30 protein-coding genes and 4 tRNA genes are annotated in these 25,790 nt (G+C 43.8%); 14 read left to right on the forward strand and 20 right to left on the reverse strand.

Annotated features, from left to right (window positions below):
* Positions 1-381 precede the first annotated feature (381 nt).
* The 8 genes from rplU to ACO1B7_RS10955 all read left to right on the forward strand — a co-directional run bounded on the left by rplU (position 382) and on the right by ACO1B7_RS10955 (position 7,077).
* Positions 382-693, forward strand: coding sequence for a 50S ribosomal protein L21 (gene rplU / locus ACO1B7_RS10920; protein WP_004280640.1), 312 nt, complete (start codon positions 382-384; stop codon positions 691-693).
* 19 nt (positions 694-712) lie between these two features.
* Positions 713-967, forward strand: a complete 255-nt coding sequence (gene rpmA / locus ACO1B7_RS10925) for a 50S ribosomal protein L27 (protein ID WP_004280639.1) — start codon at positions 713-715, stop codon at positions 965-967.
* 246 nt (positions 968-1,213) lie between these two features.
* Positions 1,214-1,909 carry an outer membrane lipoprotein periplasmic chaperone LolA gene (lolA, locus tag ACO1B7_RS10930; RefSeq protein ID WP_420937837.1) on the forward strand — a complete coding sequence of 232 codons (696 nt, stop codon included), beginning with the start codon at positions 1,214-1,216 and terminating at the stop codon, positions 1,907-1,909.
* A gap of 169 nt (positions 1,910-2,078) precedes the next feature.
* Complete coding sequence (locus ACO1B7_RS10935; protein WP_420937838.1) at positions 2,079-2,840, forward strand: RsiV family protein; 762 nt, start codon at positions 2,079-2,081, stop codon at positions 2,838-2,840.
* A 100-nt stretch (positions 2,841-2,940) separates the two neighbouring features.
* Positions 2,941-4,212 (forward strand): serine--tRNA ligase, encoded by a 1,272-nt coding sequence (gene serS, locus ACO1B7_RS10940; protein WP_004645799.1) that lies wholly within the window; start codon positions 2,941-2,943, stop codon positions 4,210-4,212.
* Positions 4,213-4,284: 72 nt separating this feature from the next.
* On the forward strand, positions 4,285-5,667 hold the full coding sequence (gene cysG / locus ACO1B7_RS10945) for a siroheme synthase CysG (RefSeq protein ID WP_420937840.1): 1,383 nt from the start codon (positions 4,285-4,287) through the stop codon (positions 5,665-5,667).
* 361 nt (positions 5,668-6,028) lie between these two features.
* A complete protein-coding gene (locus ACO1B7_RS10950) occupies positions 6,029-6,505 on the forward strand; it encodes a tRNA (cytidine(34)-2'-O)-methyltransferase (RefSeq protein WP_338839773.1) in 477 nt (158 codons plus the stop codon).
* A gap of 89 nt (positions 6,506-6,594) precedes the next feature.
* The gene (locus ACO1B7_RS10955; RefSeq protein ID WP_423090198.1) at positions 6,595-7,077 is read left to right on the forward strand and encodes a hypothetical protein; all 483 of its coding nucleotides are present in this window, start codon (positions 6,595-6,597) and stop codon (positions 7,075-7,077) included.
* A 68-nt stretch (positions 7,078-7,145) separates the two neighbouring features.
* On the opposite strand, the gene ACO1B7_RS10960 is transcribed toward ACO1B7_RS10955, so the two are convergent.
* The 6 genes from ACO1B7_RS10960 to rpoD all read right to left on the reverse strand — a co-directional run bounded on the left by ACO1B7_RS10960 (position 7,146) and on the right by rpoD (position 13,744).
* Entirely contained in the window at positions 7,146-8,537 is a 1,392-nt protein-coding gene (locus ACO1B7_RS10960; protein ID WP_004280630.1) for an APC family permease, read from the reverse strand.
* Between the two features lie 267 nt (positions 8,538-8,804).
* A complete protein-coding gene (locus tag ACO1B7_RS10965; RefSeq protein ID WP_004280629.1) occupies positions 8,805-9,989 on the reverse strand; it encodes an iron-containing alcohol dehydrogenase in 1,185 nt (394 codons plus the stop codon).
* A gap of 1 nt (position 9,990) precedes the next feature.
* Positions 9,991-10,524, reverse strand: a complete 534-nt coding sequence (locus ACO1B7_RS10970) for a hypothetical protein (RefSeq protein ID WP_423090199.1) — start codon at positions 10,522-10,524, stop codon at positions 9,991-9,993.
* Between the two features lie 74 nt (positions 10,525-10,598).
* Positions 10,599-11,258 carry a lipoyl(octanoyl) transferase LipB gene (gene lipB, locus ACO1B7_RS10975; protein WP_423090200.1) on the reverse strand — a complete coding sequence of 220 codons (660 nt, stop codon included), beginning with the start codon at positions 11,256-11,258 and terminating at the stop codon, positions 10,599-10,601.
* Between the two features lie 150 nt (positions 11,259-11,408).
* Positions 11,409-11,696, reverse strand: a complete 288-nt coding sequence (locus tag ACO1B7_RS10980) for a YbeD family protein (protein ID WP_004280625.1) — start codon at positions 11,694-11,696, stop codon at positions 11,409-11,411.
* A 113-nt stretch (positions 11,697-11,809) separates the two neighbouring features.
* Positions 11,810-13,744: an RNA polymerase sigma factor RpoD gene (gene rpoD, locus ACO1B7_RS10985; protein ID WP_423090317.1), complete on the reverse strand. Its 1,935-nt coding sequence runs from the start codon at positions 13,742-13,744 to the stop codon at positions 11,810-11,812.
* Positions 13,745-14,094: 350 nt separating this feature from the next.
* On the opposite strand from rpoD, the gene ACO1B7_RS10990 reads away from it, so the two are divergent.
* Positions 14,095-14,301, forward strand: a complete 207-nt coding sequence (locus tag ACO1B7_RS10990) for a PA3496 family putative envelope integrity protein (RefSeq protein WP_064096359.1) — start codon at positions 14,095-14,097, stop codon at positions 14,299-14,301.
* Positions 14,302-14,372: 71 nt separating this feature from the next.
* Positions 14,373-14,897, forward strand: a complete 525-nt coding sequence (locus ACO1B7_RS10995) for a YecA/YgfB family protein (protein ID WP_423090201.1) — start codon at positions 14,373-14,375, stop codon at positions 14,895-14,897.
* Positions 14,898-14,960: 63 nt separating this feature from the next.
* Here ACO1B7_RS10995 and ACO1B7_RS11000 read toward each other — a convergent pair whose 3' ends face one another.
* From ACO1B7_RS11000 to trhO, 4 genes are all read right to left on the reverse strand, one after another.
* Positions 14,961-15,392, reverse strand: a complete 432-nt coding sequence (locus ACO1B7_RS11000; RefSeq protein ID WP_423090202.1) for an ABZJ_00895 family protein — start codon at positions 15,390-15,392, stop codon at positions 14,961-14,963.
* A gap of 29 nt (positions 15,393-15,421) precedes the next feature.
* Positions 15,422-16,039, reverse strand: a complete 618-nt coding sequence (locus tag ACO1B7_RS11005; RefSeq protein WP_423090203.1) for a DedA family protein — start codon at positions 16,037-16,039, stop codon at positions 15,422-15,424.
* Positions 16,040-16,126: 87 nt separating this feature from the next.
* Positions 16,127-16,405, reverse strand: a complete 279-nt coding sequence (locus ACO1B7_RS11010; RefSeq protein WP_064096355.1) for a hypothetical protein — start codon at positions 16,403-16,405, stop codon at positions 16,127-16,129.
* A gap of 207 nt (positions 16,406-16,612) precedes the next feature.
* Complete coding sequence (gene trhO, locus ACO1B7_RS11015) at positions 16,613-17,545, reverse strand: oxygen-dependent tRNA uridine(34) hydroxylase TrhO (RefSeq protein WP_005265894.1); 933 nt, start codon at positions 17,543-17,545, stop codon at positions 16,613-16,615.
* A gap of 189 nt (positions 17,546-17,734) precedes the next feature.
* Between trhO and ACO1B7_RS11020 the strand changes: the two genes are divergently transcribed.
* The 4 genes from ACO1B7_RS11020 (at position 17,735) to ACO1B7_RS11035 (ending at position 21,339) form a co-directional block, all read left to right on the forward strand.
* Positions 17,735-18,220: a DUF1289 domain-containing protein gene (locus tag ACO1B7_RS11020; protein WP_114541676.1), complete on the forward strand. Its 486-nt coding sequence runs from the start codon at positions 17,735-17,737 to the stop codon at positions 18,218-18,220.
* 45 nt (positions 18,221-18,265) lie between these two features.
* Entirely contained in the window at positions 18,266-18,877 is a 612-nt protein-coding gene (locus tag ACO1B7_RS11025; protein ID WP_004280611.1) for a LysE family translocator, read from the forward strand.
* Between the two features lie 90 nt (positions 18,878-18,967).
* Complete coding sequence (locus tag ACO1B7_RS11030; RefSeq protein WP_423090204.1) at positions 18,968-20,773, forward strand: DUF2157 domain-containing protein; 1,806 nt, start codon at positions 18,968-18,970, stop codon at positions 20,771-20,773.
* Entirely contained in the window at positions 20,773-21,339 is a 567-nt protein-coding gene (locus tag ACO1B7_RS11035; protein ID WP_423090318.1) for a GDYXXLXY domain-containing protein, read from the forward strand. Before ACO1B7_RS11030 ends, ACO1B7_RS11035 begins: the two co-directional genes overlap by 1 nt.
* Positions 21,340-21,407: 68 nt before the next feature.
* Here the strand turns inward: ACO1B7_RS11035 and panD are convergent, their stop codons facing one another.
* The 10 genes from panD to lolB all read right to left on the reverse strand — a co-directional run bounded on the left by panD (position 21,408) and on the right by lolB (position 25,783).
* On the reverse strand, positions 21,408-21,788 hold the full coding sequence (gene panD / locus ACO1B7_RS11040; RefSeq protein WP_423090205.1) for an aspartate 1-decarboxylase: 381 nt from the start codon (positions 21,786-21,788) through the stop codon (positions 21,408-21,410).
* Positions 21,789-21,932: 144 nt separating this feature from the next.
* A complete protein-coding gene (pth, locus tag ACO1B7_RS11045; RefSeq protein ID WP_004645783.1) occupies positions 21,933-22,514 on the reverse strand; it encodes an aminoacyl-tRNA hydrolase in 582 nt (193 codons plus the stop codon).
* Positions 22,515-22,532: 18 nt separating this feature from the next.
* Positions 22,533-22,829 carry a 50S ribosomal protein L25 gene (rplY, locus tag ACO1B7_RS11050; RefSeq protein WP_423090206.1) on the reverse strand — a complete coding sequence of 99 codons (297 nt, stop codon included), beginning with the start codon at positions 22,827-22,829 and terminating at the stop codon, positions 22,533-22,535.
* A gap of 98 nt (positions 22,830-22,927) precedes the next feature.
* Positions 22,928-23,881 carry a ribose-phosphate pyrophosphokinase gene (locus ACO1B7_RS11055; RefSeq protein WP_004280601.1) on the reverse strand — a complete coding sequence of 318 codons (954 nt, stop codon included), beginning with the start codon at positions 23,879-23,881 and terminating at the stop codon, positions 22,928-22,930.
* Between the two features lie 36 nt (positions 23,882-23,917).
* Positions 23,918-23,992 (reverse strand) — tRNA-Gln (locus tag ACO1B7_RS11060).
* Positions 23,993-24,084: 92 nt separating this feature from the next.
* Positions 24,085-24,159: transfer RNA gene (locus ACO1B7_RS11065), tRNA-Gln, on the reverse strand.
* An 18-nt stretch (positions 24,160-24,177) separates the two neighbouring features.
* Positions 24,178-24,252, reverse strand: a tRNA-Gln gene (locus tag ACO1B7_RS11070).
* A gap of 26 nt (positions 24,253-24,278) precedes the next feature.
* Positions 24,279-24,353 (reverse strand) — tRNA-Gln (locus ACO1B7_RS11075).
* A 2-nt stretch (positions 24,354-24,355) separates the two neighbouring features.
* Positions 24,356-25,183, reverse strand: coding sequence for a 4-(cytidine 5'-diphospho)-2-C-methyl-D-erythritol kinase (ispE, locus tag ACO1B7_RS11080; RefSeq protein ID WP_423090319.1), 828 nt, complete (start codon positions 25,181-25,183; stop codon positions 24,356-24,358).
* Positions 25,184-25,204: 21 nt separating this feature from the next.
* A complete protein-coding gene (gene lolB, locus ACO1B7_RS11085) occupies positions 25,205-25,783 on the reverse strand; it encodes a lipoprotein insertase outer membrane protein LolB (protein ID WP_005106318.1) in 579 nt (192 codons plus the stop codon).
* Between the last annotated feature and the right edge of the window lie 7 nt (positions 25,784-25,790).

Consider the following 25,790-nt stretch of genomic DNA (forward strand, 5'->3'; position numbering starts at 1 on the left):
ACCTAAGAAATGCATAAACTCCACTAAAAATCAGCTTTTTATAGATCTTATGTAGATTCGATCCATATTTTGAGCCATAAAAAATCAGGAAAGGTCAGGGGCGTGGCCCTATTCGTCAGGCTGAGTATATTAATCAAACTGGCCGGATTTCTGCTGTATTATTTTGTTGCTGAATATATCTTGAGTATTTGATTTGATAGAAATTATTTAATAGTTAAATAATTAGCGCATCCTGCTCATTATTATTTCAGTAAAATGGCTTGTTGTTTTTTTGAATATCCCTTAAAATCCTCGCCCTTAGATATCCCCCCAGTGGCGTACGTCTTAAGTTCGATATATTCCTTTATCGGCACGACGACACGGGCTTGTTTGGAGTACATTATGTACGCAGTAATCCAAAGCGGTGGTAAACAGCACCGTGTAGTTGAGGGTGAAACCCTTAAAGTAGAATTATTGAAAGCTGAAACTGGCGCGACTATTACGTTTGATGACGTATTGATGCTTGTTAACGGTGAAAGCATTCAAATCGGTGCTCCAGTTGTTGCTGGTGCTACTGTAACTGCTGAAGTAGTTAGCCATGGTCGTCACGACAAAATCCGCATCATCAAAATGCGTCGTCGTAAACACTACCGTAAACAACAAGGTCACCGTCAATGGTTCACTGAGTTGAAAATTACAGCTATTTCAGGCTAATTACGAGGAGTAAATAGACATGGCAACTAAAAAAGCCGGTGGTTCGACTAAGAACGGTCGTGATTCGAATCCTAAGATGTTAGGTGTTAAAGTTTACGGTGGTCAAACTGTAACTGCAGGTAACATCATCGTTCGTCAACGTGGTACTGAATTCCACGCTGGTCAAAACGTTGGTATGGGTCGTGACCATACATTATTTGCTACTGCTGATGGCGTAGTAAAATTCGAAGTGAAAGGTCAATTCGGCCGTCGCTACGTATCTGTTGACGCGTAATTCGCTGAGATAGAAAAAAGCCCACAGTTATTGTGGGTTTTTTTATGCCTGAAAATTAATAGGCAGATTAAGCGACATTCCATAATGTAAAAATTGTCCTGAAATCTTCATAATGATGAACAAAAAAACCGGTTTCGAATTAATAACAATACAAAAGTTCTTATTTTCTATCATTTTAGCTTTTAATTTTCGTTTAAGATGAGCTATCAAATAAATTGCGATCACGCAAAATATAAAGGTGAAATTATGAATATGCTTCGTAAAACCGTCTGTGCTATGGCTCTGGGTGCAGTGACTTTAGCACCGGTGATGAGTACAACCGTGTTTGCTGCACCTGTGGCAGCTTCGGAGCAACAGGCAACAGCCAGTCTGGTCAAACAGCTCAATCATGTGCGTAGCATGACGGCAAATTTCGAACAAAGCACCAAGGTAACCAACCCGAGAGCGACCCAGAAAAAAGGTTTGACTGCACAACATATGAATCAAACCTTTAAAGGCGTGATGAAAGTCGCGCGTCCGGGTAAATTCTATTGGGAAACGACTGCACCGTCGAAGCAAGTCATTGCAACCACGGGTAAAACCGTCTGGATTTATGATCCGGACTTGCAGCAAGCCGTTCGTCAAAGCTTAGATGAGCAGGTTGCCAATACACCGGCGTTATTGCTGTCAGGAAACACCAGCCAGATTATGCAGTCTTACCGGGTGACTCAGCCAAATAAAGGCAAAACCTATTACACGCTATATCCTAAAAATACCGATGGTGTGTTTGAAAGCCTGACCATTAGCTTTGGCGCGAACAAAGCACCAAGCTTGATGATCTTGCAGGATTCATTGGGACAAACCACCCATATCAAATTTAGCAATGTAAAAGTAAATAGCAGTATTCCAGCCTCTACCTTTAACTTTACTCCACCAAAAGGTACGGACATTATTGATCAATAAGCATCAATATGAACCAACTAAAAAAGCAACCTTTCGAGGTTGCTTTTTTATTGCCGATCATCAGGATTTTTTTGAGCAGGCTACAAGGTTCAGCTATATCTAAACAGGAGAGCATCTTAGAATAAATAAAAGTCGAGTCAATGGAATTGCAAAATTTTGGGAGCTCAGGATGAAGAATAATCTATTTAGAACAGTTGGAATCTACGCTGTCTTATTACTCACTGTGGGTATGATGGGTTGTCAACCTCAATCCAGCTCAGTGGCAACGCTCGCGCAAACAGACCGTGTTGTGCAGATTGAAGCCAAGAGCGTTCCTGTGAAAGGGGCAGCCAAAGTGGTGTGTGAAATAGAAGGTTGTGTACGCTTTGATCTACAAACAGTGGACAGCAATATTGACTGGATTAATCAATATTTTATTGAGCGGATACAGCATACCGAACCTGTTGCATTCACCAAGGTCACCCAGAAAAATCCTAAAAAAGCCGATGAGCCGTATTATCTGGATCAGCGCTTTATCAAGGTGGAATTTGTCGGTCAGCGTGCCCATCTGGCTTCTTTTGCCTTAAAAAGTTCCAATCTACCTCGCAATCAGTCCAAGCTGATGACTCATACGGAATATATCAATTTTGATCTAAAACAGAAAAAACGTTTGGCTTTGTCTCAACTGTTATTAAATGGTGGTGAGCAGAAACTGCTGAATGCGATGTATCGAACCAATACTCAATGGCTGAATACGCAGGGTATTCAACAACAGCAGTTAAAATTGAGTGATAACTATTATTTTGATACAACAGGTCTGGTGATGGTGTATCCGGCAGGCGAACTAGCTCCGGCAGCAGCAGGAATGCCTGAATTAAAAGTGTCATATGCGGATTTAAATGAAGTGATTCGCCCTGAATATTTAGCCATTTTGCAGCAGACAGCTTCCTAAATATTGTGCTAATAGGACGCAGCCGTGGTCTTGGTCACTGTATTTTTTAATGCTAAGAGCTTACACTATAGCCAGTTTTTTTCTTCTGCAAAGATTGATTATGATCGACCCGAAATTACTCAGAAATAATATTGAGGCTGTAAATGTAGCCTTGGCAAAACGTGGTGTTCAACTCAATGTTGAAGAGTGGGCATCCCTAGAAGCACGCCGTAAAGAGATTCAGTCCAAGACAGAAACACTGCAAGCTGAACGTAATGCCGGTGCCAAACAAGTCGGTCAAATTAAAAAAGCAGGTGGCGACGCATCTGAAATCATGACTCGCATGTCTGCGATTGGTGATGAAATCAAAGCGGCTGAAGCAGCACTGGCTGAACTGCAAGCTGAGCTTGAAGAAAAATTATTATCTATTCCAAACTTGCCAGATGAAGCTGTGCCTGAAGGTAAAGACGAAAGCGATAACGTGGAAATCCTGAAATGGGGTACACCGCGTGAATTTGATTTCGAAATCAAAGACCATACGGATCTGGGCGAAATGATGGGCGGTCTTGAATTTGAAACCGCGACCAAATTAACTGGTTCACGCTTCAGTGTATTGAAAGGTCCATTGGCGCGTTTACAACGTGCCATTACCCAGTTCATGCTAAATACGCATACTGATCAAAATGGTTATACCGAAGCCTATGTGCCTTATCTGGTCAATGCAGATTCATTGCGTGGGACTGGTCAGCTGCCTAAATTTGAAGAAGATCTGTTTAAGCTGCAGGGCGAAAAAGAGTTTTATCTGATTCCAACTGCTGAAGTGCCAGTGACGAATTTCGTACGTGATGAAATTATTGATGCAGACCGTCTGCCACTGAAATATGCAGCGCACACGCCATGTTTCCGTAGCGAAGCAGGTTCTTATGGTCGTGATACCCGCGGTTTGATCCGTCAGCACCAATTCGACAAAGTCGAAATGGTTCAAATTGTGAAGCCTGAAACTTCGATGCAAGTGCTTGAAGAATTGACTGGCCATGCTGAAGGCATCTTGCAGGCACTTGGACTTCCATATCGTAAAATTTTACTTTGTGGTGGTGACATGGGCTTTGGTGCGACCAAGACTTATGACCTGGAAGTTTGGGTACCAAGCCAAAATACCTATCGTGAAATTTCTTCATGCTCAAACATGGGGGACTTCCAGGCACGTCGTATGAAAGCGCGTTACCGTGCTGATCAGAAGAAAACTGAATTTGTACATACCTTGAATGGTTCAGGTCTGGCCGTGGGTCGTACTTTACTTGCAGTGATGGAAAACTATCAGCGCGCCGATGGCTCGATTGAGATTCCTGAAGTATTACGTCCATATATGGGTGGTGCGACTTATATCGACTAATTGTCGATCTCAGCATCCCTAAATGTGCATGAAAATTGCATAGACAGCAGATTTAAAATTTTGAGGTAGTTCGTGGATATTTTTCCAATCTCGTTAAAGTTGCAACAGCAACCTTGTCTGATTGTCGGTGGTGGACATATTGCATACCGTAAAGCACTTCTCCTACAAAAAGCAGGTGCGATCATTCATGTGATTGCGCCTGAAATTGAAGAGAGTCTGCTGCGAATTGTGCAAAATAGCCAAGGACACTATGTGCAGGCAGCTTTTCATCCTGAAGTTGCGTTACGTTCATATCGACTGGTGATTGCGGCGACTGATGATGCAGAGACCAATCGTCAGGTCTTTGAATTGTGTGAAGCGGAAAATGTCCTGGTCAATAGCGTTGATGATCCGCCGCATTGCCGCTTTATGGTTCCTGCAATTATTGACCGTTCGCCATTGGTGATTTCAGTGGCATCGAATGGTACGTCGCCCGTGTTGTCGCGGCAGATCCGGACTCAGCTTGAAACGACTATTCCGCATGGTATGGGCAAGCTGGCTGAATTTTCAGGAAAATGGCGCAGTGCGGTTAAGGCTAAAATTGTCAATCCGGATGAACGTCGTATTTTCTGGGAAGATTTATATGCCAGTCCGCTAAAAGAACAGGTGTTCAACGACAATATCGCGGAAGCAGATCGCCTGATCGAGCAAGCATTACAAGAATGGCAAAAGCCGAAAGGTGAAGTCTACTTGGTCGGTGCGGGTCCTGGTGATCCAGAACTGTTAACCTTAAAAGCCCTACGTTTGATGCAGCAGGCTGATGTGGTCATTTACGACCGTCTGGTTTCAGCGCCAATTATGGAGCTGTGCCGCCGTGATGCGGAAAAGATCTATGTGGGTAAGGCACGTTCCAATCATGCAGTTCCGCAAGATGGGATTAATGCCTTGTTGGTGAAATATGCCAGTGAAGGAAAACGGGTTTGTCGTCTGAAAGGCGGTGATCCATTTATCTTCGGGCGTGGCGGTGAAGAGATTGAAGAGCTATTTGCTGCAGGGATTACTTTCCAGGTGGTTCCAGGAATTACCGCAGCTTCAGGCTGTTCAGCCTATGCCGGTATTCCATTAACCCATCGTGATTATGCGCAAAGTGTGCGTTTTCTGACAGGTCACTTAAAAGAAGGTTCGCCAGAATTGCCTTGGAGTGAGTTGGTCTATGAAAACCAGACCTTAGTGCTCTATATGGGACTGGTTGGACTGGAGAAAATCTGTGCAGAATTAATCGCTCATGGTCAGCGAGCCGACATGCCGGTGGCCTTGGTTTCTAAAGGTACGACGCCTGAACAGAAAGTCGTCGTGGGAACCCTTGCTGACATTGCATCCAAAGTGTCCGAACATCAGATTCAGGCACCGACTTTGACCATTATTGGTGAAGTTGTACGCTTACGTGAACAATTGCAATGGCATGAGCGAGGATAAGCAAAGCACTGCTTTGTCCGAGCGCAAGACGAAGGCTGTGCCTGAAGTAAGAGGATAAGCAAAGCACTGCTTTGTCCGAGCGCAAGACGAAGGCTGTGCCTGAAGTAAGAGGATAAGCAAAGCGCTGCTTTGCCCCGAGCGCAAGACGAAGGCTAGGCCTGAAGTAAGAGGATAAGCAAAGCACTGCTTTGCCCGAGCGCAAGGCGAAGGCTAGGCCTGAAGTAAGAGGATAAGCAAAGCACTGCTTTGCCCGAGCGCAAGACTAAGGCTGTGCGTGAAGTAAGAGGATAAGCAAAGCACTGCTTTGCCCGAGCGCAAGACGAATGTCCTGTCTGAATTAAATATATTGAGTGAGTAAGCTGTGATCCACGTTGTTTTATATGAGCCTGAAATTCCTGCAAATACAGGCAATATCATTCGTCTATGTGCGAATACCGGAGCACAGTTGCATCTGGTCAAGCCGCTGGGTTTTGAGCTGGATGACAAAAAGCTGAAACGTGCCGGTCTGGATTATCACGAATATGCCAATATGCAGATTTGGGAAAACATCGAAGACTGTCTGGCCGATTTGGCAAGCAAAGGCATTGGGCTGGATGCAATCTATCCATTGACCACCAAAGGTTCTGAAACACCGCATACTTCGGATTTAAACCGTCCTGTGGCCTTGTTAATGGGTCCGGAAACTCGTGGTCTGCCTGAACATGTTCGTATGATGTTTCCGCAAAAGCACTGGATTCGTTTACCGATGGCAGAAAACTCCCGAAGTTTGAACTTGTCGAATGCCACTGCAGTAATTGTCTACGAAGCTTGGCGTCAGCAAGATTTTAAAACGCTTTAAGCTGAAATTTGTGATGATTCTAAAAGCTGCCTTTGGGTGGCTTTTTTATTTTGTGTAACAAATAGATAAACTGCTTTTCACTTCGTTGTATGCTTGAATTTATAACTTTATCAAATATAACAAAAGGTACAGCCTTGAAGCCTCTATTAAAACTTGTCATCGCATGTTGCCTTGGAACTATTGCGGCTTCCATCAGTGCGGAAGAGAGCAGTGCTGCCACATCGGCAACAAAGGAAATTCAACCCATTACTCAAGCGGAAATACAGCAGGGCTTGCTCAACATGCAAAAACGCTTAGATACACGTATCGAAAAATGGGGGCAGAGCCTGAATTCAGATGATTTTCAATGGACCTGGCGGGGGCGTAAATTAAAGCCCGCCAAGCGTGAGGAAGTCTGTGATATTTTTCAGGATGTCGTCGATGAAATGTATCAACTAGCTATCAAAAATAGAGCCCGTTTAGGTCCGGAAGAGCAAAAGTTATTGTCTAATCGCAGTCTGTTTATTGAGAAACTGGGTTATGAAAATAATCGAGTTAATACCCAGATGGGTTTTGATTGCTATCTGCGTTAGTAAAATCAAAACATGACAGACATAAAAAAGGCGCATGAAGCGCCTTTTTTATTTGAATTGAAAAGATATTATTTATCGTCAAATTCATTGTGCTGAGGAGCTGGGTGCTTGAAGCCTTTGGTTTTATAACCCAAGTACAAGATACCGCCAAATGCCCAGATCAGACCATATTTAAGCGAAGCTTCATCGACTTCTAGCCACAATGCAAAGACTGAAATGAAGCCAAGTAAAGGAACAACGACAAAGTTCATGATCTCTTTAGCACTCTTGGTACGACCATCACGTAATGCATAACGTGAAATCACCGACAAGTTGACGAAACTGAATGCAGTTAAGGCACCAAAGCTGATCAAAGACACCACAAAATCAAGATCCATAAAGCCAGCAGTTAAAGCCACTGCACCAGCGATCAGGATGTTGTATGAAGGTGTGTAGTTTTTCGGACTAATATGACCAAAGATCTTCTTGTTGATTACGCCATCACGACCCATTACGTACATCAGACGAGATACCCCCGCATGTGCTGAAATACCAGAAGCCATGACTGTCACAATTGCGAAGTAAAGTACGACTGTCTTAAACGCCACGCCACCGACAGCTTGTAAAATATCCGGCTGTGTTGCAGCGATATCTTCAAAGTAAGTTTTTGGATCATTCGGGAAGAAGATCTGCATGAAGTAAGTACTGATGATGAAGATGATACCTGCCAATAATGCAGTCAAGAAAATCGCTTTAGGTAAGGTTTTCTCAGTATCTTTGGTTTCTTCAGCAAGAGAACTTAAAGAGTCAAAACCTGTGAATGAGAAGCACAGTAAGGTTGCACCGGTAATCAGGGCAGCAACAGAAGTAAACTCATTCCAGAATGGCTCTAAACTCCACAGTTGATATTTTGCATCGACCAGTGTGCCGTCTGCATTTACGCCACCTTCCAGAAGTTGGTAAACCATCCAGGTGAAGTATGCAATGACGCCCAATTGTACGAATACAATCATACTGTTGAAGTTGGCAACAAATCTCGCACCACGAAGGTTAATCGCGGTCATAAAGGCGGTTAAACCAATGACCCAAACCCAATGGTTCATGTCTGGGAAAAGTGCTTCCAGATAAATCACCGCCAGAATGATATTGACCATTGGCGATAACAGGTAATCCAGCAAGGATGACCAACCCACCATGAAACCTACGTTCGGGTGGATGGATTTTTGCGCATAGGTATAGGCCGAACCCGAAGAAGGGTAGCGACGAATCATATGACCATAGCTCAAGGAGGTTAACAAAATTGCAATCAGTGCAAAAATGTAAGAGGTAGGAACGTGGAAGTTACTTTCTTCAGATACCAGACCAAATGTATCAAACAAGGTCATGGGTTGAATATAAGCTAAACCAATAATAATGATGTGCCAGAGTCCCAGCGTTTTTTGCAGTTTAGCTGCCGATTGAGTCCCAGAGATATTAGTCAACGGCGTTATCCTCTTAATCGTTGATCAAGGATCAGTCATATTTGTAAGGATCGTTTGAGACGAACGATCCCCCCTACAGTTTTCTATAAAAGTCCGCCAATCTACTTGAAAAGAACGGCTTTTGCTAGCTATTTTTTTGACTTTTGTCCTGCATAAAATGTGCCATTCAAAAATAGAAATCGAATTTTTTCTTATGCAAGATAAAAGCCTGATGTTTAAAAAAACATCAGGCTGGAATTTCGGCTATATTGGCTTATTTTTCAGTAATTACCAAGCCTTTTTTAAGATAGATTTTAAATCTTCCAGGGTAGCTTCTTTCGGGTTATAAATGATGGAACCATCATTCAGGGCTTTCTCTGCCACTTCATCGAGCTGGGCTTCAGAAATCTTACCGGTTTCACGTAATGTGCGCGGTAATTTGGTGAGACTGTAAATCCGGTCACGCATGGTTAGAATCGTTGCAATAGTTTTGTCAGCACGTAGATGCGCCGGCGTTTGTGCATAAATATCGGCACCCGCCAAAGGCAGGAGCAGATCTGCGATTTTATCGCCATTGACCTCTTTGTTGTATTCCAGCACATAAGGCAGGAATAAGTTCATGCATAAACCATGCGGCAGGTGTACCACTGCACCCAATGAGTGCCCCAGTGAATGCACAATGCCAACCATCGAGTTGGAAAATGCAATTCCCGCCATGGTCGATGCCTGTGCCAGCTCCAGACGGCCTTGTGCATCGGAAGGGTTATCCAGCACATTAAATAGGTGGGTACTGATCTTTTTGACTGCGGCGGTGGCATAAGCATCCGAAATCGGATTGGCTGCCATGCAGGTATAAGCTTCGACCGCATGGGTCATAGCATCCATTGCGGTCATGGCGGTTAAATGTGGCGGCAAGGTCTGGGTCATGCGGGGATCCAGAATCGCAGCATGCGGCATCAGATAATAAGAGGCGAACGGCATTTTGACGTTCTTTTCAGTGTCCGACACGACAGCGACCATGGTCACTTCTGAACCTGTACCAGATGTGGTTGGAATCACAAAGAACGGTTTCAGCGGTTTAGGCAAGTTATGTGCACCCGAATATTTCAGCAGGTCATCACCGCCTTCCGATACCAGAATATTGGTTGCCTTAGAGGTATCAATGACTGAACCTCCGCCCACAGCAATGATCGCGTCGCAATGATTTTCGCGATACAGCTTTGCCGCACTGCGCACTGTACCCAAGCTAGAGTCGGGTGGTACATCATCAAAAATCGCTACAATTGCAGCATCTGCCATTTCAAATGCAGCTTCAATTGGTGCCAACAAATTGTTGGCACGGACGCCTTTGTCGGTAATGATCAGCGGACGTTTGGCCCCTAAAGTCGCAAGTTCAAACGGAATATGTTCTAACGCGGCATGACCGGCAATCACTTTGACCGGACAGAAAAATTCATAATAAGGTTTAGCCATGTTATACACTCCGTTTCAAATAGGATTGAGCGATTTTCAGATAAATGCTGCTCGCTTCGCTTAGTTTTTCTTTTAAGCTCAGATTGCTTGGATATTCTTTCACTGCCAGTTGTGCCACCATTTTTGGCAAAATTAGTGCTTCCATTTTATTCAGGCAGCGTACCAGACGAATGGCATTGGAAATATCGCCATCAGCAATCATACGGTCATGGGCAAAAGCCTGTGAGGTGCTTTCCTGAAAAGAAAACACCAAAAAGGCATGGTGCAGATGTTTAAAGGTAATGATCAAATCAGGTGCTTTTTCCAGATTTTTGACCAGTTCCAGTTGTTTGTCCTCAGTGACCCGTGCCACAAAGGCCGGGCCATGCGGAAAGACTTTCATGGAAAGAGTAAAATTTGCTGGAAAATGGGCCACTTCCTGTTTGATTTCTTCATCCACCTGACTTGCCATGACCAGACCTCGGCCAATCACATCCATCATGAGTTTGACATAGGCAAGCTGCAAAGCGGGTTTTACGGATTTAGTCGCAATCACGTGATGATCCCTATCTCAATATTATTAGTTTAGAGTAAATACTCTAATTTATTTGGGAGTAAAATGCAAAGGCTTTATCTTTGCTCGACAGTTATTTGCTTAAAGTACCCGCTGTGGCGCAAAGTTTCAATAATTTCAGTGCACAACTGGCTAAACTGGGGTGGTTGTTCGAGCAGGTCACTCATGCGTACCATTTCCAGTCCTGCATAGCCACAAGGATTGATGGTGTTGAATCCGCTCAGGTCACAATCCAGGTTTAAGGACAGACCATGGTAGCTACGGCCTTTACGAATTTTAAAACCGAGTGAGCCAATTTTTCGCTCAGACACATATACCCCGGGTGCATCCGGTTTGGCATAGGCATCAATGCCATATTTTTTCAGCAAGTCAATCATCAGGTTTTCAGCATAAGACACCAGCGTGCGCACATTCCAGCCCAGACGATTCAGGTCAAACATGAAGTAAGCCACCAATTGACCGGGACCATGCCAGGTCACCTGACCACCACGATCGGTCTGAATCACCGGAATATTGCTCGGCATTAGAATATGTTCCGGTTTGCCTGCCTGACCTTGAGTCAGTACATCCTGATGTTGCAAAATCCACAATTGATCCGGGCTATGTTCATCACGGGTTTCCGTAAATGTTTTCATTTCCAGAAAACGATCTTCATAAGGTGTGAGGTCGTGATATTGACGAATGATCAGCTCGGGCTTTTGCAGCACATCAGTCACAGGGAGTGTCCTTAGTAATTATAAAAACTGATCATAATTATAATGGCTTCGGCATGAAATAGGGGCGAGATCTGCAATATTTAAGCGCTAGCTCAGTCATTGTACAGGCATAAAAAAACACGCCCGGAAGCGTGTCTTTTGTATTTTCGATTACAATGCAGTTTTAATCAGCGGGCAGGCGGCCAAATCTGCATACACTGCATGCACCTGTTCCAGCTCCAGAAAGCGCAGTTGTGCGGTAATGGAGTGATATTTGCCAGTACGTGATGGTGTAATACTTACGCTATCACCTTCAAAATCTGGAAAATGTTTTAGAAAAATGTCGATGACAGCGTGACGCAATTCATCGCCCGCAAGGCCAATCAGTTTAATCGGATAATCCATAGGGAAAACCCAAAGATGTTCTTGAAGTTCACGAGATGGTGTACGGTCTAACATGGTAGTCCCCCTAATTTTAAACGCCTGCAATCATGCAGGCGTTTGGGTCTGTCTTGGCTACTTAAATGGAGACTGATGATCAAATTTCAAGTCTCCACATCAAGTATCAAATCTTAATCATTCTCAAGGAATGAACGTAAGTGTTCTGAACGCGATGGATGGCGAAGTTTACGCAGTGCTTTGGCTTCAATCTGACGAATACGTTCACGTGTTACGTCAAACTGTTTGCCCACTTCTTCCAAAGTATGGTCGGTCGGCATGTCGATACCAAAACGCATTTTCAGGACTTTGGCTTCACGTTCAGTCAGGTTTTCCAGAACTTCACGTGTTGCTTCTTTCAGGCCTTCAGACGTTGCAGCATCAATTGGTGACGTGATGTTGCTGTCTTCAATGAAATCACCCAGATGCGAATCTTCATCATCACCGATCGGTGTTTCCATCGAAATCGGTTCTTTGGCGATTTTCAGTACTTTACGTACTTTGACTTCGTCCATTTCCAGACGCTCGCCCAGTTCTTCAGGAGTTGGTTCACGACCCATTTCCTGTAGAAGCTGACGAGATACACGGTTGATCTTGTTGATTGTTTCAATCATGTGTACCGGAATACGAATGGTACGTGCCTGATCCGCAATCGAACGGGTGATTGCCTGACGAATCCACCAAGTTGCATAAGTCGAGAATTTATAACCACGACGGTATTCAAACTTGTCTACGGCTTTCATCAGACCGATGTTACCTTCCTGAATCAGATCCAGGAATTGCAAGCCACGGTTGGTATATTTCTTCGCAATCGAAATGACCAGACGCAAGTTCGCTTCAACCATTTCTTTCTTGGCACGACGTGCTTTGGCTTCACCGACGGCCATACGTTTGGCAATGTCTTTAATGCCTTTTACATCAAGGCCAAGCTCTTTCTCGATATCGGCAATTTTTTGCTGGAATGCCAATACGTCTGGACGTACTTTTTCCAGATAAGCTTTCTGGTCTGCAGGTGTTTTCGCGATCTGCTCATCTAACCAGGCTGGATTCGATTCCTGACCCGGGAAGCTGGTACGGAACTGGGTGCGGTCCATACGGCCACGACGTACTGCATAACGCATCACTTCACGTTCTGCACCACGAATCTGGTCATGGGTACCACGAATCATTTCAGAAATGATATCAAATAGACGTGGGGTGAATTTGAACATCATGAATACAGTTGCAAGTGCCTGAAGAGCTTCTTCAGCCTGTTTGCTGTCACGACCATGTTTTTCAATGGTTGCTTTGGTATTCAGCCACGCATTTTCCAGTTCAGTGAAACGCGCTTTGGCAATTTCAGGATCTGGACCAGAATCTGCTTCTGATTCATCATCAGAATCTGCTTCTTCTTCCTCTTCATCATCGTCCAGTTTTACGTCTTTGGTCGATTTTTTCGAGTCAGTCTCATCTTCAGCAAGAACCGCTTCTTCTTCTAGAACTTCAGGAATTTCTTCATCTGATTCAGGATCTAAATAACCTGATAAAAGGTCAGCAAGACGGCGTTCGCCGGCTTCATAATCTTTGTATTCTTGCAGTACCACTTCTACCGCATTCGGCCAGTAAGCAATCGAGTGCAAAACATCACGAATACCTTCTTCGATGCGTTTTGCGATGCTGATTTCGCCTTCACGAGTCAGAAGTTCTACTGTACCCATCTCACGCATATACATACGTACAGGGTCAGTGGTACGACCTGGCTCGTTTTCTACCGATGCAAGTACGGCTGCAGCTTCTTCTTCTGCAACTTCATCCGCCGCTTCTGCAGTATCTTCGAACATCGTATCATCAGATTCAGGCGCGCGATCATGTACCGGAATACCGACGTCATTCAGCATCTGAATGATATCTTCAATCTGCTCGCTTTCTGTGATGGAGTCCGGCAGATGATCGTTAACCTCAGCGAAGGTTAAATAACCTTGTTCTTTGCCTCGGCTAATCAGAGCCGCTACTTGAGAAGTAGGGGAAGTCATATCGCTCATCTTTTGCTTACTCTTCGTTGAATCTGTGACAGTAAAAAACCGTACAATGCTGCACGATTTAAGCTCGTTAAATTTAGTGAATAGCCTATATATTTCATCAGAGAATTCAGCATGAAAGCTGTCTGATAAAATATTTAAAATGAAATTCAGTAATTTAAGATGGGGGTGAATTTGTTGTTTTCAAGTTCATCCCCTGCGTGTCTGTTTATGACTCAAAAAAGGAGAATCAAAAAACATAAGGACGCAGGGTGGATTATATCATGCCATACAATGGAGCTAGAAAAAAAGCCCTATTTACAATTTTAACATAGGAAAATTTAAATAAAACTTGACTTGTGATTATAGGCAAGATAAATAGCGCTAAAACCATTTACATTTTTCACTATGAGGAAGTTTTAGTGTCTTCTACAGATTTTGAACTAGATGATAACTTCGGTGAGGATGATGTTAATTTCGATGAGGCTTCCAGTAAGCTGAGTGCCAAAGAGTCGTTGGAAAAACGTCGTCTGATTGATGATTTACTTTCACAGCGTCGCTTGGAACGCGAACTCAAAGATTTTGACTACGACTTCGACGATGACGATGATTTTGATGACGAAGATTAACGAATTCGGATTTAGCATCGCCTGAATAAATGCTATGCTAAACCTTTCGGTTTTCTAAGTTTGGATGTTAGATGAGTGCTTTAGATTTAGACCTGTTGAGTGAGTATCTAGATGGTGACCAGAATGAACACGGTCTAGATTTCGCAGCAACCCATGGTTTCTTATGTGCTATTGCAGTAGGCCCAAAATTTGACAAATGGTTAGACGAACTTTTTGATAACAATCAAAAGAAAGTGCCTGCAGAAATCATCAGTCAGGTGCAAGCATGGTTAGAGTCTATTCGTCAAAGCTTAGCCAATGAAGAAGGGATTACATTCCCATTTGAAATTGAAGAAGCAGATACCGAATCAAGCTTGGGTGACTGGAGCGTGGGCTTTGTAGATGCCATGTTCCTGAACGAAGAGGCTTGGTTTACTGAAGAGTTTGAAGAACAACTGGTTGATTTAACCTTGCCAATCATGGTCTTCAGCGGCATCGATGATGAAGATCCACAAATGGAAACTTTCCGTCGCAACGGCCAGTTAATGGATGAGCTTGCAGAAGAAATTCCAGAAAACCTGAATGAATTGTATCTGATGTACCACACGCCAGAATAATTCATAAAAAAAGCACCGCACGGTGCTTTTTTTAGCTTTGGACTTTTACATGGGTAAAGATATTCAATCCCGGTTTTTCTCCAGGCCTGCGCGTTTGGACAAACTATAGCGGGCATAACCATTGTAGGCGATATGGAACAGCAAGGCATGTAAGGCAATGCTGACAGCCACCAGAAATGAATTGGGTCCTCTTCCTGTATAGGCGATGGTTCTATAAATTTCATCTGTTTGAGGGGACATCCAGATCAGCACAAATAAAAATATAAACTCAAAGGTCATGGCAATAATCGTAGAACCCCAGATGAGTGGCTTGTTCTCCTTCTGGGTTGGCAAGCGGTGTTGGTGTTTAACGAAGTACCTGGCACTGAGAAAGGCAGAAGCAATCAGGGCAGGAATCAGGAGAATAGCGCCCAGACCAAATAAATAGACGAATAGGCCCACCAATAGAACCAAGACCAGATAAACGGTGGCAAAATATTTCAGATAATGCGACATCGTTTTGACCTCCTTATGCTGAGGTCTATTCAGGATGGACGATTTTTGCGCTGCTGTCTACGGTAGAAAGCCCAGACAATAATAACGATAACAATCGCAATAATCACATAACTGACTTTACTGAAAATCTGATGCATCAACTGCTGGTTTTCGCCAAAATAAAACCCGACGCAGGCCAGAAATGTGGTCCAGATGATGGTTCCAAGTGCGCTATAGAACATAAATTTCCAGAAAGGCATATGACTCATACCTGCAGGAATACTGATCAAGGAGCGAACAGCCGGAATCATGCGGCCAAAGAACACAATCCGGTGACCATATTGCTCAAACCAGTTCAATGATTTTTTTACATCTTCTGATTTAATAAATAAATATTTGCCATAACGATCGACAAATTTAAAAATAGAGTCATGGTTGAATTTATAGCCAATCCAGTACAGCAAAGCAGCTGCTAGTAAGGAGCCGATACAGCCAGCTATGATTACTCCAACCAGTACCAGCTCACCTTGAGAAGCTGAATAGCCCGCAGAAGGCATAATGATTTCAGACGGGATAGGCGGAAAGACATTGTCCAGGAACATGAGCAGGGCGATGCCCCAGTAGCCCAGTTGCTCCATGATGGAAATAATCCATTCAGTGAGATTCATATGATTGGCAAAATAAAAAATACTGCCTGTATCCTAAGCAGTATTTTTGGTGCGGTAAAGTCTTGGAATATAAATGCTCAGACAGAATCAGCTATGCGTCAGCGTATAAATATAAACTTTACGTAAGAAATAGGCCAAGCACACCGGCAAAATACTCAGCAGGATAAAATGTATGATACCGGTATTAATATGGTAACCAATGAACAGCGCCAAAATCGCGCCAATAACCGTTCCCAGAATAACGACAAATAAATGTGACTGATGTTCAAGCTCCTCAGTAATTTGATGAAGTCGTTGCAGCTTTATATTTTCTTGAGGTTGGAAATGAACCAGATTTTCTGAATCTTGAGCAAGTGAGCCTGGCATTTTATATTCCTTTTCATTTAAAAATTTCAGTTAATAATGAAAGACTTAGCATGTAAATCACCGTATCATTAGACTAACAATCTTGTTTGAAAAAAAATGAGGTTCTTGGTAAAGGATTGGTAAGAGTTTTATTACAGTTGTAATTTTTATGTAAACAAAAAACCCTCCGAAGAGGGTTTTTATATGATTTTATTACAAAAGATAGAATTAAAGACGTTTACGTTTCGCCGCTAAAATTTGTGATTGACGCATACGGAAACCTTCTTTTTGTTTCTCCGTAGTTTTGTCAATACAGTATACACAAGAGACACCATGTTCATAACTTGGGAGTGCAACTTCTTCTGGAAGTAAAGGCCAGCCACACGCATGACACTTGGTGTTTTGGCCTTCTTCAACACCGTGCGTTACGGCAGTACGACCATCAAACACGAAGCATTCACCTTCCCACATGCTTTCTTCAGCCGGGGTTTCTTCCAGGTATTTCAAAATACCGCCTTTCAGGTGATAAACTTCAGTGAAGCCTTCTTGAAGAAGTAAAGAGGTTGATTTTTCACAACGAATACCACCTGTACAGAACATCGCAATCTTCTTGTCTTTGTGCTGTTCCAGATTATTTTTCACGTATTCAGGGAATTCGCGGAAGCTTTCAGTTTTCGGGTCAATTGCGCCTTTGAAAGTGCCGGCTTTGTATTCGTAATCGTTACGTGTATCGACCAGAATCACGTCATCACGTGCAATCAGTTCGTTCCATTCTTTTGGATCAAGATAGTGACCGACTAAATCACGCGGTTTTACTTCCACGCCTAAAGTCACGATTTCTTTTTTTAATTTAATTTTCATCTTACGGAATGGCTTTTCAGAACTGTCAGATTCTTTGTATTCCATTTCGTTAAAACCTTCATTTAGAAGGAACTGGTGAATTTGATCAATCGATGCACGGTCGCCTGCAACCGTACCGTTAATGCCTTCACCTGCCACAATTAGAGTACCGCAAAGGTTGATGGATTTTACCAGGTCCAAAAGACGTTGCTGAAGATCGGCAGGATCTTGAACTTCTTTGAATTGATAAAGTGCGGCAACAACCCAACCAGTCGTCGCTTGCTGTTCTACAGGTGCAAGCTGTTCTACAGTAGCGTTCATGGAATACTCCAACGTAGCATGATAATTTGAAAGGCGCATATTTTAGCTTGATTCGAGTGAATAAGCGAGTAAAACGCAAGTCTTTTAACAGGCTTCAATTCATGGGGGAGAGCGTGTATAGTCATGCCCGACCCAGGATTTTGTGCAGTGATGCAGATACTGAAATTTGCAGTATCGTTGGAGTGTGTTTTGAGTTCAGATCGTCGTATTGCGTCTTTAACCCCATGTGCAGGGCGTTGCTCGACCGTATTTGGTGATGCGGTATGTCGTGGTTGCCGCCGTTTTAATCATGAAGTGATTCACTGGAATACGTATAGTGCTGAGCAGCATCGAGCTGTGTGGCAGCGACTGGATGCACAGCTGGATCAGATTCTGGTGCCATTGTTACCGCATGCCGATCTTGTCAAAGTGCAGGCCTTTGTGCTGTCGAAACGGGTGCGCTTGCGTGATGATGCTTCCAAAGGGCGCAAGCTGTATCATGCTTTAAAGCTCTGTGAAAAAAAACGGCATTTTACCGACGATAGTGGTTTAGGCATCCATTATAAGCAGGTGCGTCCGCTCTGGGACGAGTTTGAGCGCCGGATCTTGGCCTTGGCTACCGCCAGTTATGATCTGGCTTTTCTGCGGGCAGATGGCATCAGTCAGCATCTGATTCATATACAAGAGGAGGACTAAGTCCTCTTTTTTATACACAAAAACAACAATAGCTGAGGGAATAGCATGAATATTAGTGAATATTTCTTATATTGTCTGGCTGTTGTGGTGATGATCGCTACACCTGGCCCAGTGATGTTGCTGGTGGCCAGTGCCGGTTTAAAAGGTGGTTATGCGGCGGCTTTAAGAACCATTTTTGGTACCAATTTCGCCTCTCTGGTGTTAATTGCCTTATCGGTATTGAGTCTAAAAGGTTTGTTGGTCATTAATGCGCAATGGCTGGATGCGATCAAGCTGCTGGGCTGTTTATATATTGGCTATCTGGGCTGGCAGATTTTCCGTGAAGTTATTTTTAAGCAGCAGGAGCAAGCTCAGGAGAATCTAGTTCCTGTGCATGGTGGTTTTCGACAAGGTTTTTTGGTTGGTATTTCTAATCCGAAGGACATTATTTTCTTTGCGGCTTTTTTCCCGCAGTTTATCGGGATTACTCCTGATCTTGATTTAAGTTTAATTATTTTGACTTTGAGCTGGATTCTCCTGGATTTTCTGACTTTGTCTGTGGTGTATTTGGGTTTCAACCACTTATCCCATTCTCGACTCTATCCACATTTGCTGGCATTGTGCGGCATGATTCTGCTCATGATTGCAGGGTACGGAATTTATCAAATCTTGATTTAAAAATGTACAGCATACTTGGACTGTTCCTGCCTGGCATATCCTGCAAAAATCATGCTAAGGTGAAATCAAATAAAAATTGAACAGATTAGCATGTCCAGAACAGTACCATCACCAGATCGTCCATTTTCCCCGCTGTTATTTATTCAACCTGCTGTGATTCAAATTCTTCAAATCATTGGGCTGGCGCTGATCGCTGTCAGTATCGTGTATCTGCTGGCAGCAAACTGGTGGATGTTGCCCAAATTTGTCCAGCTGTTTATTCCTCAAATTTTATTGCTGGGTTCAGCATTGCTGAGTGTGCGTTTCACTGCGCGGGAAAAGTTAAGACAAAGTCTGGATACTGTATCGGGTCTAATGCTGGGCTTAAGTCTGGCCGTGATTGGACAGATTTATCAGACTGGTGCTGACAGTTATCAGTTATTTCTGCTTTGGGCTTTGCTGTTGCTGCCTTGGCTGTATCGGCCGAATATTGGGATCTTTGCATTATTTTGTGTGGTCAGCCAGTTAGCACTCTATTTTTATTTTAAACAAAGCTTTTGGCTGGTGCGTGCTGAAACTCTTTATCTGCTCGGTCTGAATCTGTTGACCGGGCTAAGTATGATCTATGCCTTACGTTATTATCCGGTTTTGCGCTATCTGTTTATCGCTGTCGTGGTGCTTATTTCAGTAGTAAGTATGTTCCGGTTTATCGACTCGGATTCGATCTGGTATTTGGCTTCGGTGCTGGTTCTGCCTATTTTATTCAGTGTTTATTTCTATACCCGAAAGCAACAGCTTGAAACCAGTTTGCTTGTTGCAGGACTGGCCCTGAGTTTTAGTGTTCTCATTTTTGATCTCACTCAGCAATATTTACAGGATTCTGCCGCTGGCTTATTGATACTAGCTTTGCTGATATTCAGCTGGTTCGCAGCTATTACAGGTCTGCTGATCAAGCTGTTGCCCAAGAGCCGGTTTTCGGTCATTCCATTGGCTCTGGGCGCGTGGATTGCTGGTGTGATCTTGGCCATGCTGTTGCTGACCTATTGGAAAAGTTTTTCGATTCTGATGGGAATCATTTTTATCGCAGTCGCCTGGTGGTTGATTCGTAGCAAGCCCTCAGTTTTTCTGCGGCAATTGGCTTATTGTTTATGGGTTTGCGGTCAGGCCGCGGTATTGATTCATACTCAATTACTCACAGAGAGTCTATTACTAATCTGGCTGATACAAGTCGGCATTACGCTGCTGACTATCATGAGTCGTATGCATTGGCTGGTGGTGCTGTTGCAGTTGTTACTTGCACATATACTGGGAATTGCAGTTCTGGTCGACCAACATGCATTTTTTCAGGATCAGCGCCTGCTGACGTGGATCATGCTGCTGAATTACAGCATTCTGACAGGAGCTTTGCTTACTGCGAGATACTGGCTCGCTTCAGCTTATGCCAAAAGCATGAATTTATGGATGATTAGTATTTTGGTGGTGACGGCTATTTTTCAATGTTTACTGCAATTTGGTGTGGCTCAGCAATTGCAGCCACGCGGTATAGATGAAGCCATTATTTTCTATATTTTGCCAGCTTTCTGGCTATTGAGTTTTGTCGGGATTCATCTCAAGCAATTTTCACGAATTCAACTCTGGCTCATTCCTGCTGCGGGAATTCTGCTGATTGCATTGGGTTACTTTGAAATTTTTATCATTTTAGTGTTTATGGCTTGGGCCATGGTGAATCAACAACGATTGATGCAAGCCTTGACCATTTTGCTACTGATCTTCTGGTTATGGCTGCTGTATTACAATCTGGGACTAAGTTTTTTATTTAAAAGTGTCAGTATTTTTGCCTCAGGTGTGCTGGTGTTGCTTTTGGCTTATGTGTTGAGTTCACCGAAGTTCCAGCTGAAAGCAGGAGTGGTCTCATGATGAAAAAGTTTATGGCACTGCATCTTAGTATTTTTAGTATTGCTTTATTCGTAGGTTTAATTGTCCAGCATGAATGGCATCTGGCCAAAAGCGACAGTATCTTTGTCGAGTTGGCACCAGTCGATCCGCGTTCGATCCTGCAAGGGGATTATATGGTACTGAACTATGATCTGCATTTTAGCGCAGTGGCAGCGGGGAATGGTTCCGAACAGCCTGTTTCTGACATAAAGATTGAAGATTTTAAAAATCAATCACATGTAATGAGTTATGTGCAGCTGGATCAGCAGCGCAGAGTTATTAAAACCAGTTTTGATCGAAGTGCACTCAATCAATCGGAACGTGTAGCCCGATTAATGCTGAAAAACCCACGCAATACTTTTGAAGCTTTGTATCCTGCTGCCAACAGTTTCATGTTTGCCGAAGGTCTGGAGCCTTGTTATCGTAACGCCAAATTTGCAGAGCTGAAGGTGAAGGAAAATGGTGAGGCCTTGTTATTTGATTTGCTGGATCAAAAATTAAAACCCTTAAACTGTGAAAGCTCTAAAAGCTGGCGAGAAGGCAGTTAAATAGGTCAATGTTCCGGTATTAAAAAAGCCCGCGATGTGCGAGCTTTTAGGTATCTGGTCTGATCAGCTTATGCAACTTGTACCGGAATACAGTTGGCAGTGTGGCTGACTGTATTGTTTGGGTTAGCATAAACCAAACGAGGCTGATGGGCATTCGCTTCAGCTTCACTGAAATCGCCAAAGGTTGCAATAATCACGATATCGCCTACATCCGCCTGATGCGCAGCGCCACCATTCACTGAAATGATGCCTGAGTTGTCTTCGCCACGAATTGCATAAGTTGCAAAACGTTTACCATTGGTCACGTTCCACACATGAATTTCTTCGTATTCACGAATGCCAGCCAAATCCATCAAAACGCCATCAATTGCACATGAACCTTCATAGTGTAGTTCTGCATGTGTAACGTGAGCGCGGTGAATTTTGCATTTTAATAAACGAGATAGCATGGCTAGCGTCCCCTGAGTTGACCTAAGAGTTTGATCATTTGGTTAAATCAATCTTGCTTGCTGTATGGTGAACAATCGAGCAAACGCATTTTGCGCTTAAATAAACTTTCTGGCAAGCGGAATTGTCCAGCAATTTTTGAATGTTTAGTTCGGCTTATATGCGTTGATTTGATTCATGGCTTGCTGTACTTCACCGTTCACCAGCATTTTTGTGCGGGCGAGGGCATGGGAAATCGCATCATCCATTAAGTTCTGTTCGCTGCTAGGTGCTTTACTGAGCACATGACCGGAAACACGGTCTTTGGCACCAGGATGACCAATTCCAATACGCAGGCGATGGAAGTTTGAACCAATATGCGGAACGATATCGCGTAGACCATTATGACCACCGTGACCACCGCCAGTTTTCAGGCGAATGACACCAGGATTCATGTCCAGTTCATCATGGGCAATCAGGATCGATTCAGGTGCGATATTGTAAAATTTGGCGAAAGGAACAACACTTTTACCGGAAAGGTTCATAAAGGTTGTCGGTAGAAGAAGACGGACGTCTTGACCTTCGATATTGCCACGACCGCTAAATCCATTGAATTTTGGGTCTTTTTTGAGGGTAATGCCATATTGGTCTGCAAGGCGTTCTACGAACCAGAAGCCTGCATTATGGCGGGTTTGGGCATACTCAGAACCTGGGTTACCCAAACCAACAATCAGTGAAATATTTGACACTAATTACACCATTAACACTTATGCGCGTTTGAAGTCAGCGTGAATTGGTGTGTTTTTAGCTGGGTGACGTTGTAACGCTTGGATTTTCACGCTTTCAACTTTACCGTCTACATCAATTTCGATAACTTCTTCAAAGAATGAATTGTTTTCTAAGAATTTAACAAGCTGACGAAGCTCAACAGTAATTGCTACAGGAGCAGCTTCACCACCGTAGATGATTGCAGGAACTTTAGCTTGAAGACGAAGGCGGCGGCTCGCACCTTTCCCTTGAACTGCTTCTTCACGTGCTGCTGCGTTTAATACGAAGTTTGCCATGATAGACATCCTATTTAAGTTAAATGAACCAGACTTGCGACCAGTCTGGTGAGTAAAAGCCCTACCAAATGGCAGGGCTTTGAAAATTCAGCGCTCTATTATAGATAAGAATCGAACATTGCGCTAATAGATTCTTCGTTGTTAATACGACGAATCGTTTCGGCAACCATACTGGCTACTGAAACCTGGCGAATCTTGCCCAGTGCTAAAGCTTCATCAGAAAGAGGAATGGTATCAGTCACAACCAGTTCATCAATCACAGAATTCTTTAAGTTTTCAATCGCTTTACCAGAAAGTACTGGATGCGTTGCATATGCAACAACCTTGCGAGCACCGAAAGTTTTCAATGCATCAGCAGCTTTGCATAGCGTACCAGCAGTATCTACCATGTCATCAACGATGACACAATCACGATCTTTTACATCGCCAATCAAATGCATCACTTGTGATTCATTCGCTTTTTGACGACGCTTATCGATGATTGCAAGATCTATATCGCCCATCTGTTTCGCAACAGCACGTGCACGCACTACACCACCCACGTCAGGTGAAACCACCATCAGGTTGTGATGCGATTGTTGACGCAAGTCAGCAAGTAGGGCTGGTGTACCGTAGATGTTGTCTACAGGGATATCGAAGAAGCCTTGGATCTGGTCAGCATGCAAGTCGATCATCACCACACGGTCAACGCCTACAGTAGTGAGCATGTCTGCTACAACTTTTGCAGTGATTGGAACACGTGCTGAACGTGGACGACGGTCTTGACGAGCATAACCAAAATAAGGAATCACGGCAGTAATACGACCCGCACTTGCACGACGCAAAGCATCAGCCATCACCAAGATTTCCATTAGGTTATCATTAGTTGGGGCACAAGTAGGTTGTACGATAAATACGTCTTTACCACGAACGTTCTCAGTAATCTCGACAGCAATTTCACCGTCAGAGAACTGACCTACAGAGGCAGCGCCTAGAGGAATATGTAAGTGACTTACGACTTTTTGAGCGAATTGTGGATGCGCAGATCCACTAAAAACGACAAGATTGGGCATGAAGCACCCTTGGCGGTTGGGATATATGGGAATAGATGGCAGGGGTAGCTGGATTCGAACCAACGGATGCCGAGATCAAAACCCGGTGCCTTACCACTTGGCGATACCCCTAATGCGGCAGAACTTTAATATTTTTGCGGTAAAGTGTCAAGGTAAATTAACAGTCTTACAGCAAATGAGTGTTCTGTCTTTTTTCGAGAAAATGGCAGGGGCGGCTGGATTCGAACCAACGGATGCCGAGATCAAAACCCGGTGCCTTACCACTTGGCGACGCCCCTAATTTGATGACTGTAAGATGGCAGGGGTAGCTGGATTCGAACCAACGGATGCCGAGATCAAAACCCGGTGCCTTACCACTTGGCGATACCCCTAATACAGTACATCTACAGGTGGAAAATGGCAGGGGTAGCTGGATTCGAACCAACGGATGCCGAGATCAAAACCCGGTGCCTTACCACTTGGCGATACCCCTATCTACACTTTAAACTGAACTAAAGGTGATTCTTGTAAACTGTTGACCAGGTAAGCTTTACATGGTGCATTTGCAAGAATATCTTCGATATTCAGATTTTCAGTGACTTCAATAAACACACAAGCACCTGTACCTGTAAGCTTTGCTCTACCGAACTGGTCGAGATATTGCATTGCTTCATCGACTTCAGGATATAAGCTTCTTGCCAGTGGCTCAAAGTTATTTCCAAAATCAGATGGCGTTTCCTGATAGGCGCAAAATTTAGTGCTCTTCGTGTCTCTTGTCAATGCTTTTTGCGAAAAAAGCAGTTGAGTGCTGATAAAACAATCAGGTTTTAACACAATGAATTTTTTTTGATCTAAGTCTATGAATGTTAAGTGTTCGCCAATACCTTCCGCCCAGGCATTTTTGCCATGCACAAATATTGGCACATCTGCGCCTAGCTTGACCCCAAGCTCTGCCAGTTGTTCAACATTTAAACCGCACTGCCAGAGCTGGTTTAGCACAATCAGGGTCGTCGCTGCATTGGAAGAGCCGCCACCGAGACCTGCACCCATCGGGATATTTTTTTCCAGACGAATTTTTAGTCCAGAGAGCGTCTTAGCATAGGGCTTCAACAACTGTATCGCCCGATAGATTAAATTCTGTTGCAGATCGACGGAGGCCAGACCTTCTATCTGAACCGCATCATCAGCGCTTTGTTCAAACTCCAGCCAGTCATACAGGTCAATCAACTGAAAAATACTTTGCAGTTCATGATAGCCATTTTCACGGCGACCGGTAATATGTAAAAACAAATTCAGTTTAGCAGGCGAAGGAACACGAATTATCATGGGCTGGAATCAGGTCAATTAACGGTTTTCAATGATCATTGTAATACGGTTTTCCGCACCATTTTCAAGTGACTGCTTTAAAATCAAGCGGTTTGGCATTTTGGCCTGCGCATTATAATTGAGATCGACCGTCCAGCCCTGTTCGATAATCTGGTTAATCCGCTGCGCATCGTCTTTTTGTAATTTGGCAGTCGTGGTGGCAGGGCGGGCTTGTACCCAATCGACTAAATAACTGATCGGCGCTTGCCAGCCTGTTGCGCGTTGCAGTAACTCTTCGGCACTGGCTGCCTGAATCAGACCTGTTTTGGCACTGTTTAAGGTCACTTGTCCCGGTGTGCCAGAAATCTGGGTTTTACCGACGCCTAAAATACCGCTGAGCTCAATATCAAATTCTTCCTGCTGTTGTACCCAGGTAAAGAATGCGCTGCCAGTCTGTTGAGGGGTGCGAACGCCAATTTTACCTTGCAGCTGAAATTGATTCTCTGCCTGTACAGACGGGGTGGCAGGCGCATGTGGCTTGATCATCTGCTGACAGCCAGTTAAAAATAAAGCAGTGGCTGCAAAGGCACAGCAGCCCAATTGGCTCAAATTGCGCATAAATTAA

Origin of the sequence: Acinetobacter lwoffii (genome assembly GCF_049367455.1) — a bacterium.
Lineage (GTDB): Bacteria > Pseudomonadota > Gammaproteobacteria > Pseudomonadales > Moraxellaceae > Acinetobacter > Acinetobacter lwoffii_W.

Coding starts and splice junctions, on each gene's coding strand:
- ACO1B7_RS10955 (WP_423090198.1), top strand. CDS start 6,595: ATGCTTGAATTTATAACTTTATCAAATATAACAAAAGGTACAGCCTTG.
- panD (WP_423090205.1), bottom strand. CDS start 21,788: ATGCTATCTCGTTTATTAAAATGCAAAATTCACCGCGCTCACGTTACA.
- lolB (WP_005106318.1), bottom strand. CDS start 25,783: ATGCGCAATTTGAGCCAATTGGGCTGCTGTGCCTTTGCAGCCACTGCT.
- ACO1B7_RS11005 (WP_423090203.1), bottom strand. CDS start 16,039: ATGAATCTCACTGAATGGATTATTTCCATCATGGAGCAACTGGGCTAC.
- ACO1B7_RS10995 (WP_423090201.1), top strand. CDS start 14,373: ATGAGTGCTTTAGATTTAGACCTGTTGAGTGAGTATCTAGATGGTGAC.
- serS (WP_004645799.1), top strand. CDS start 2,941: ATGATCGACCCGAAATTACTCAGAAATAATATTGAGGCTGTAAATGTA.
- ACO1B7_RS11055 (WP_004280601.1), bottom strand. CDS start 23,881: ATGCCCAATCTTGTCGTTTTTAGTGGATCTGCGCATCCACAATTCGCT.
- ACO1B7_RS11025 (WP_004280611.1), top strand. CDS start 18,266: ATGAATATTAGTGAATATTTCTTATATTGTCTGGCTGTTGTGGTGATG.
- ACO1B7_RS11030 (WP_423090204.1), top strand. CDS start 18,968: ATGTCCAGAACAGTACCATCACCAGATCGTCCATTTTCCCCGCTGTTA.
- trhO (WP_005265894.1), bottom strand. CDS start 17,545: ATGAACGCTACTGTAGAACAGCTTGCACCTGTAGAACAGCAAGCGACG.
- ACO1B7_RS11000 (WP_423090202.1), bottom strand. CDS start 15,392: ATGTCGCATTATCTGAAATATTTTGCCACCGTTTATCTGGTCTTGGTT.
- rplY (WP_423090206.1), bottom strand. CDS start 22,829: ATGGCAAACTTCGTATTAAACGCAGCAGCACGTGAAGAAGCAGTTCAA.
- ACO1B7_RS11035 (WP_423090318.1), top strand. CDS start 20,773: ATGAAAAAGTTTATGGCACTGCATCTTAGTATTTTTAGTATTGCTTTA.
- ACO1B7_RS10935 (WP_420937838.1), top strand. CDS start 2,079: ATGAAGAATAATCTATTTAGAACAGTTGGAATCTACGCTGTCTTATTA.
- ACO1B7_RS10980 (WP_004280625.1), bottom strand. CDS start 11,696: ATGTTAGACCGTACACCATCTCGTGAACTTCAAGAACATCTTTGGGTT.
- ACO1B7_RS10965 (WP_004280629.1), bottom strand. CDS start 9,989: ATGGCTAAACCTTATTATGAATTTTTCTGTCCGGTCAAAGTGATTGCC.
- rpmA (WP_004280639.1), top strand. CDS start 713: ATGGCAACTAAAAAAGCCGGTGGTTCGACTAAGAACGGTCGTGATTCG.
- rplU (WP_004280640.1), top strand. CDS start 382: ATGTACGCAGTAATCCAAAGCGGTGGTAAACAGCACCGTGTAGTTGAG.
- lolA (WP_420937837.1), top strand. CDS start 1,214: ATGAATATGCTTCGTAAAACCGTCTGTGCTATGGCTCTGGGTGCAGTG.
- ACO1B7_RS11010 (WP_064096355.1), bottom strand. CDS start 16,405: ATGCCAGGCTCACTTGCTCAAGATTCAGAAAATCTGGTTCATTTCCAA.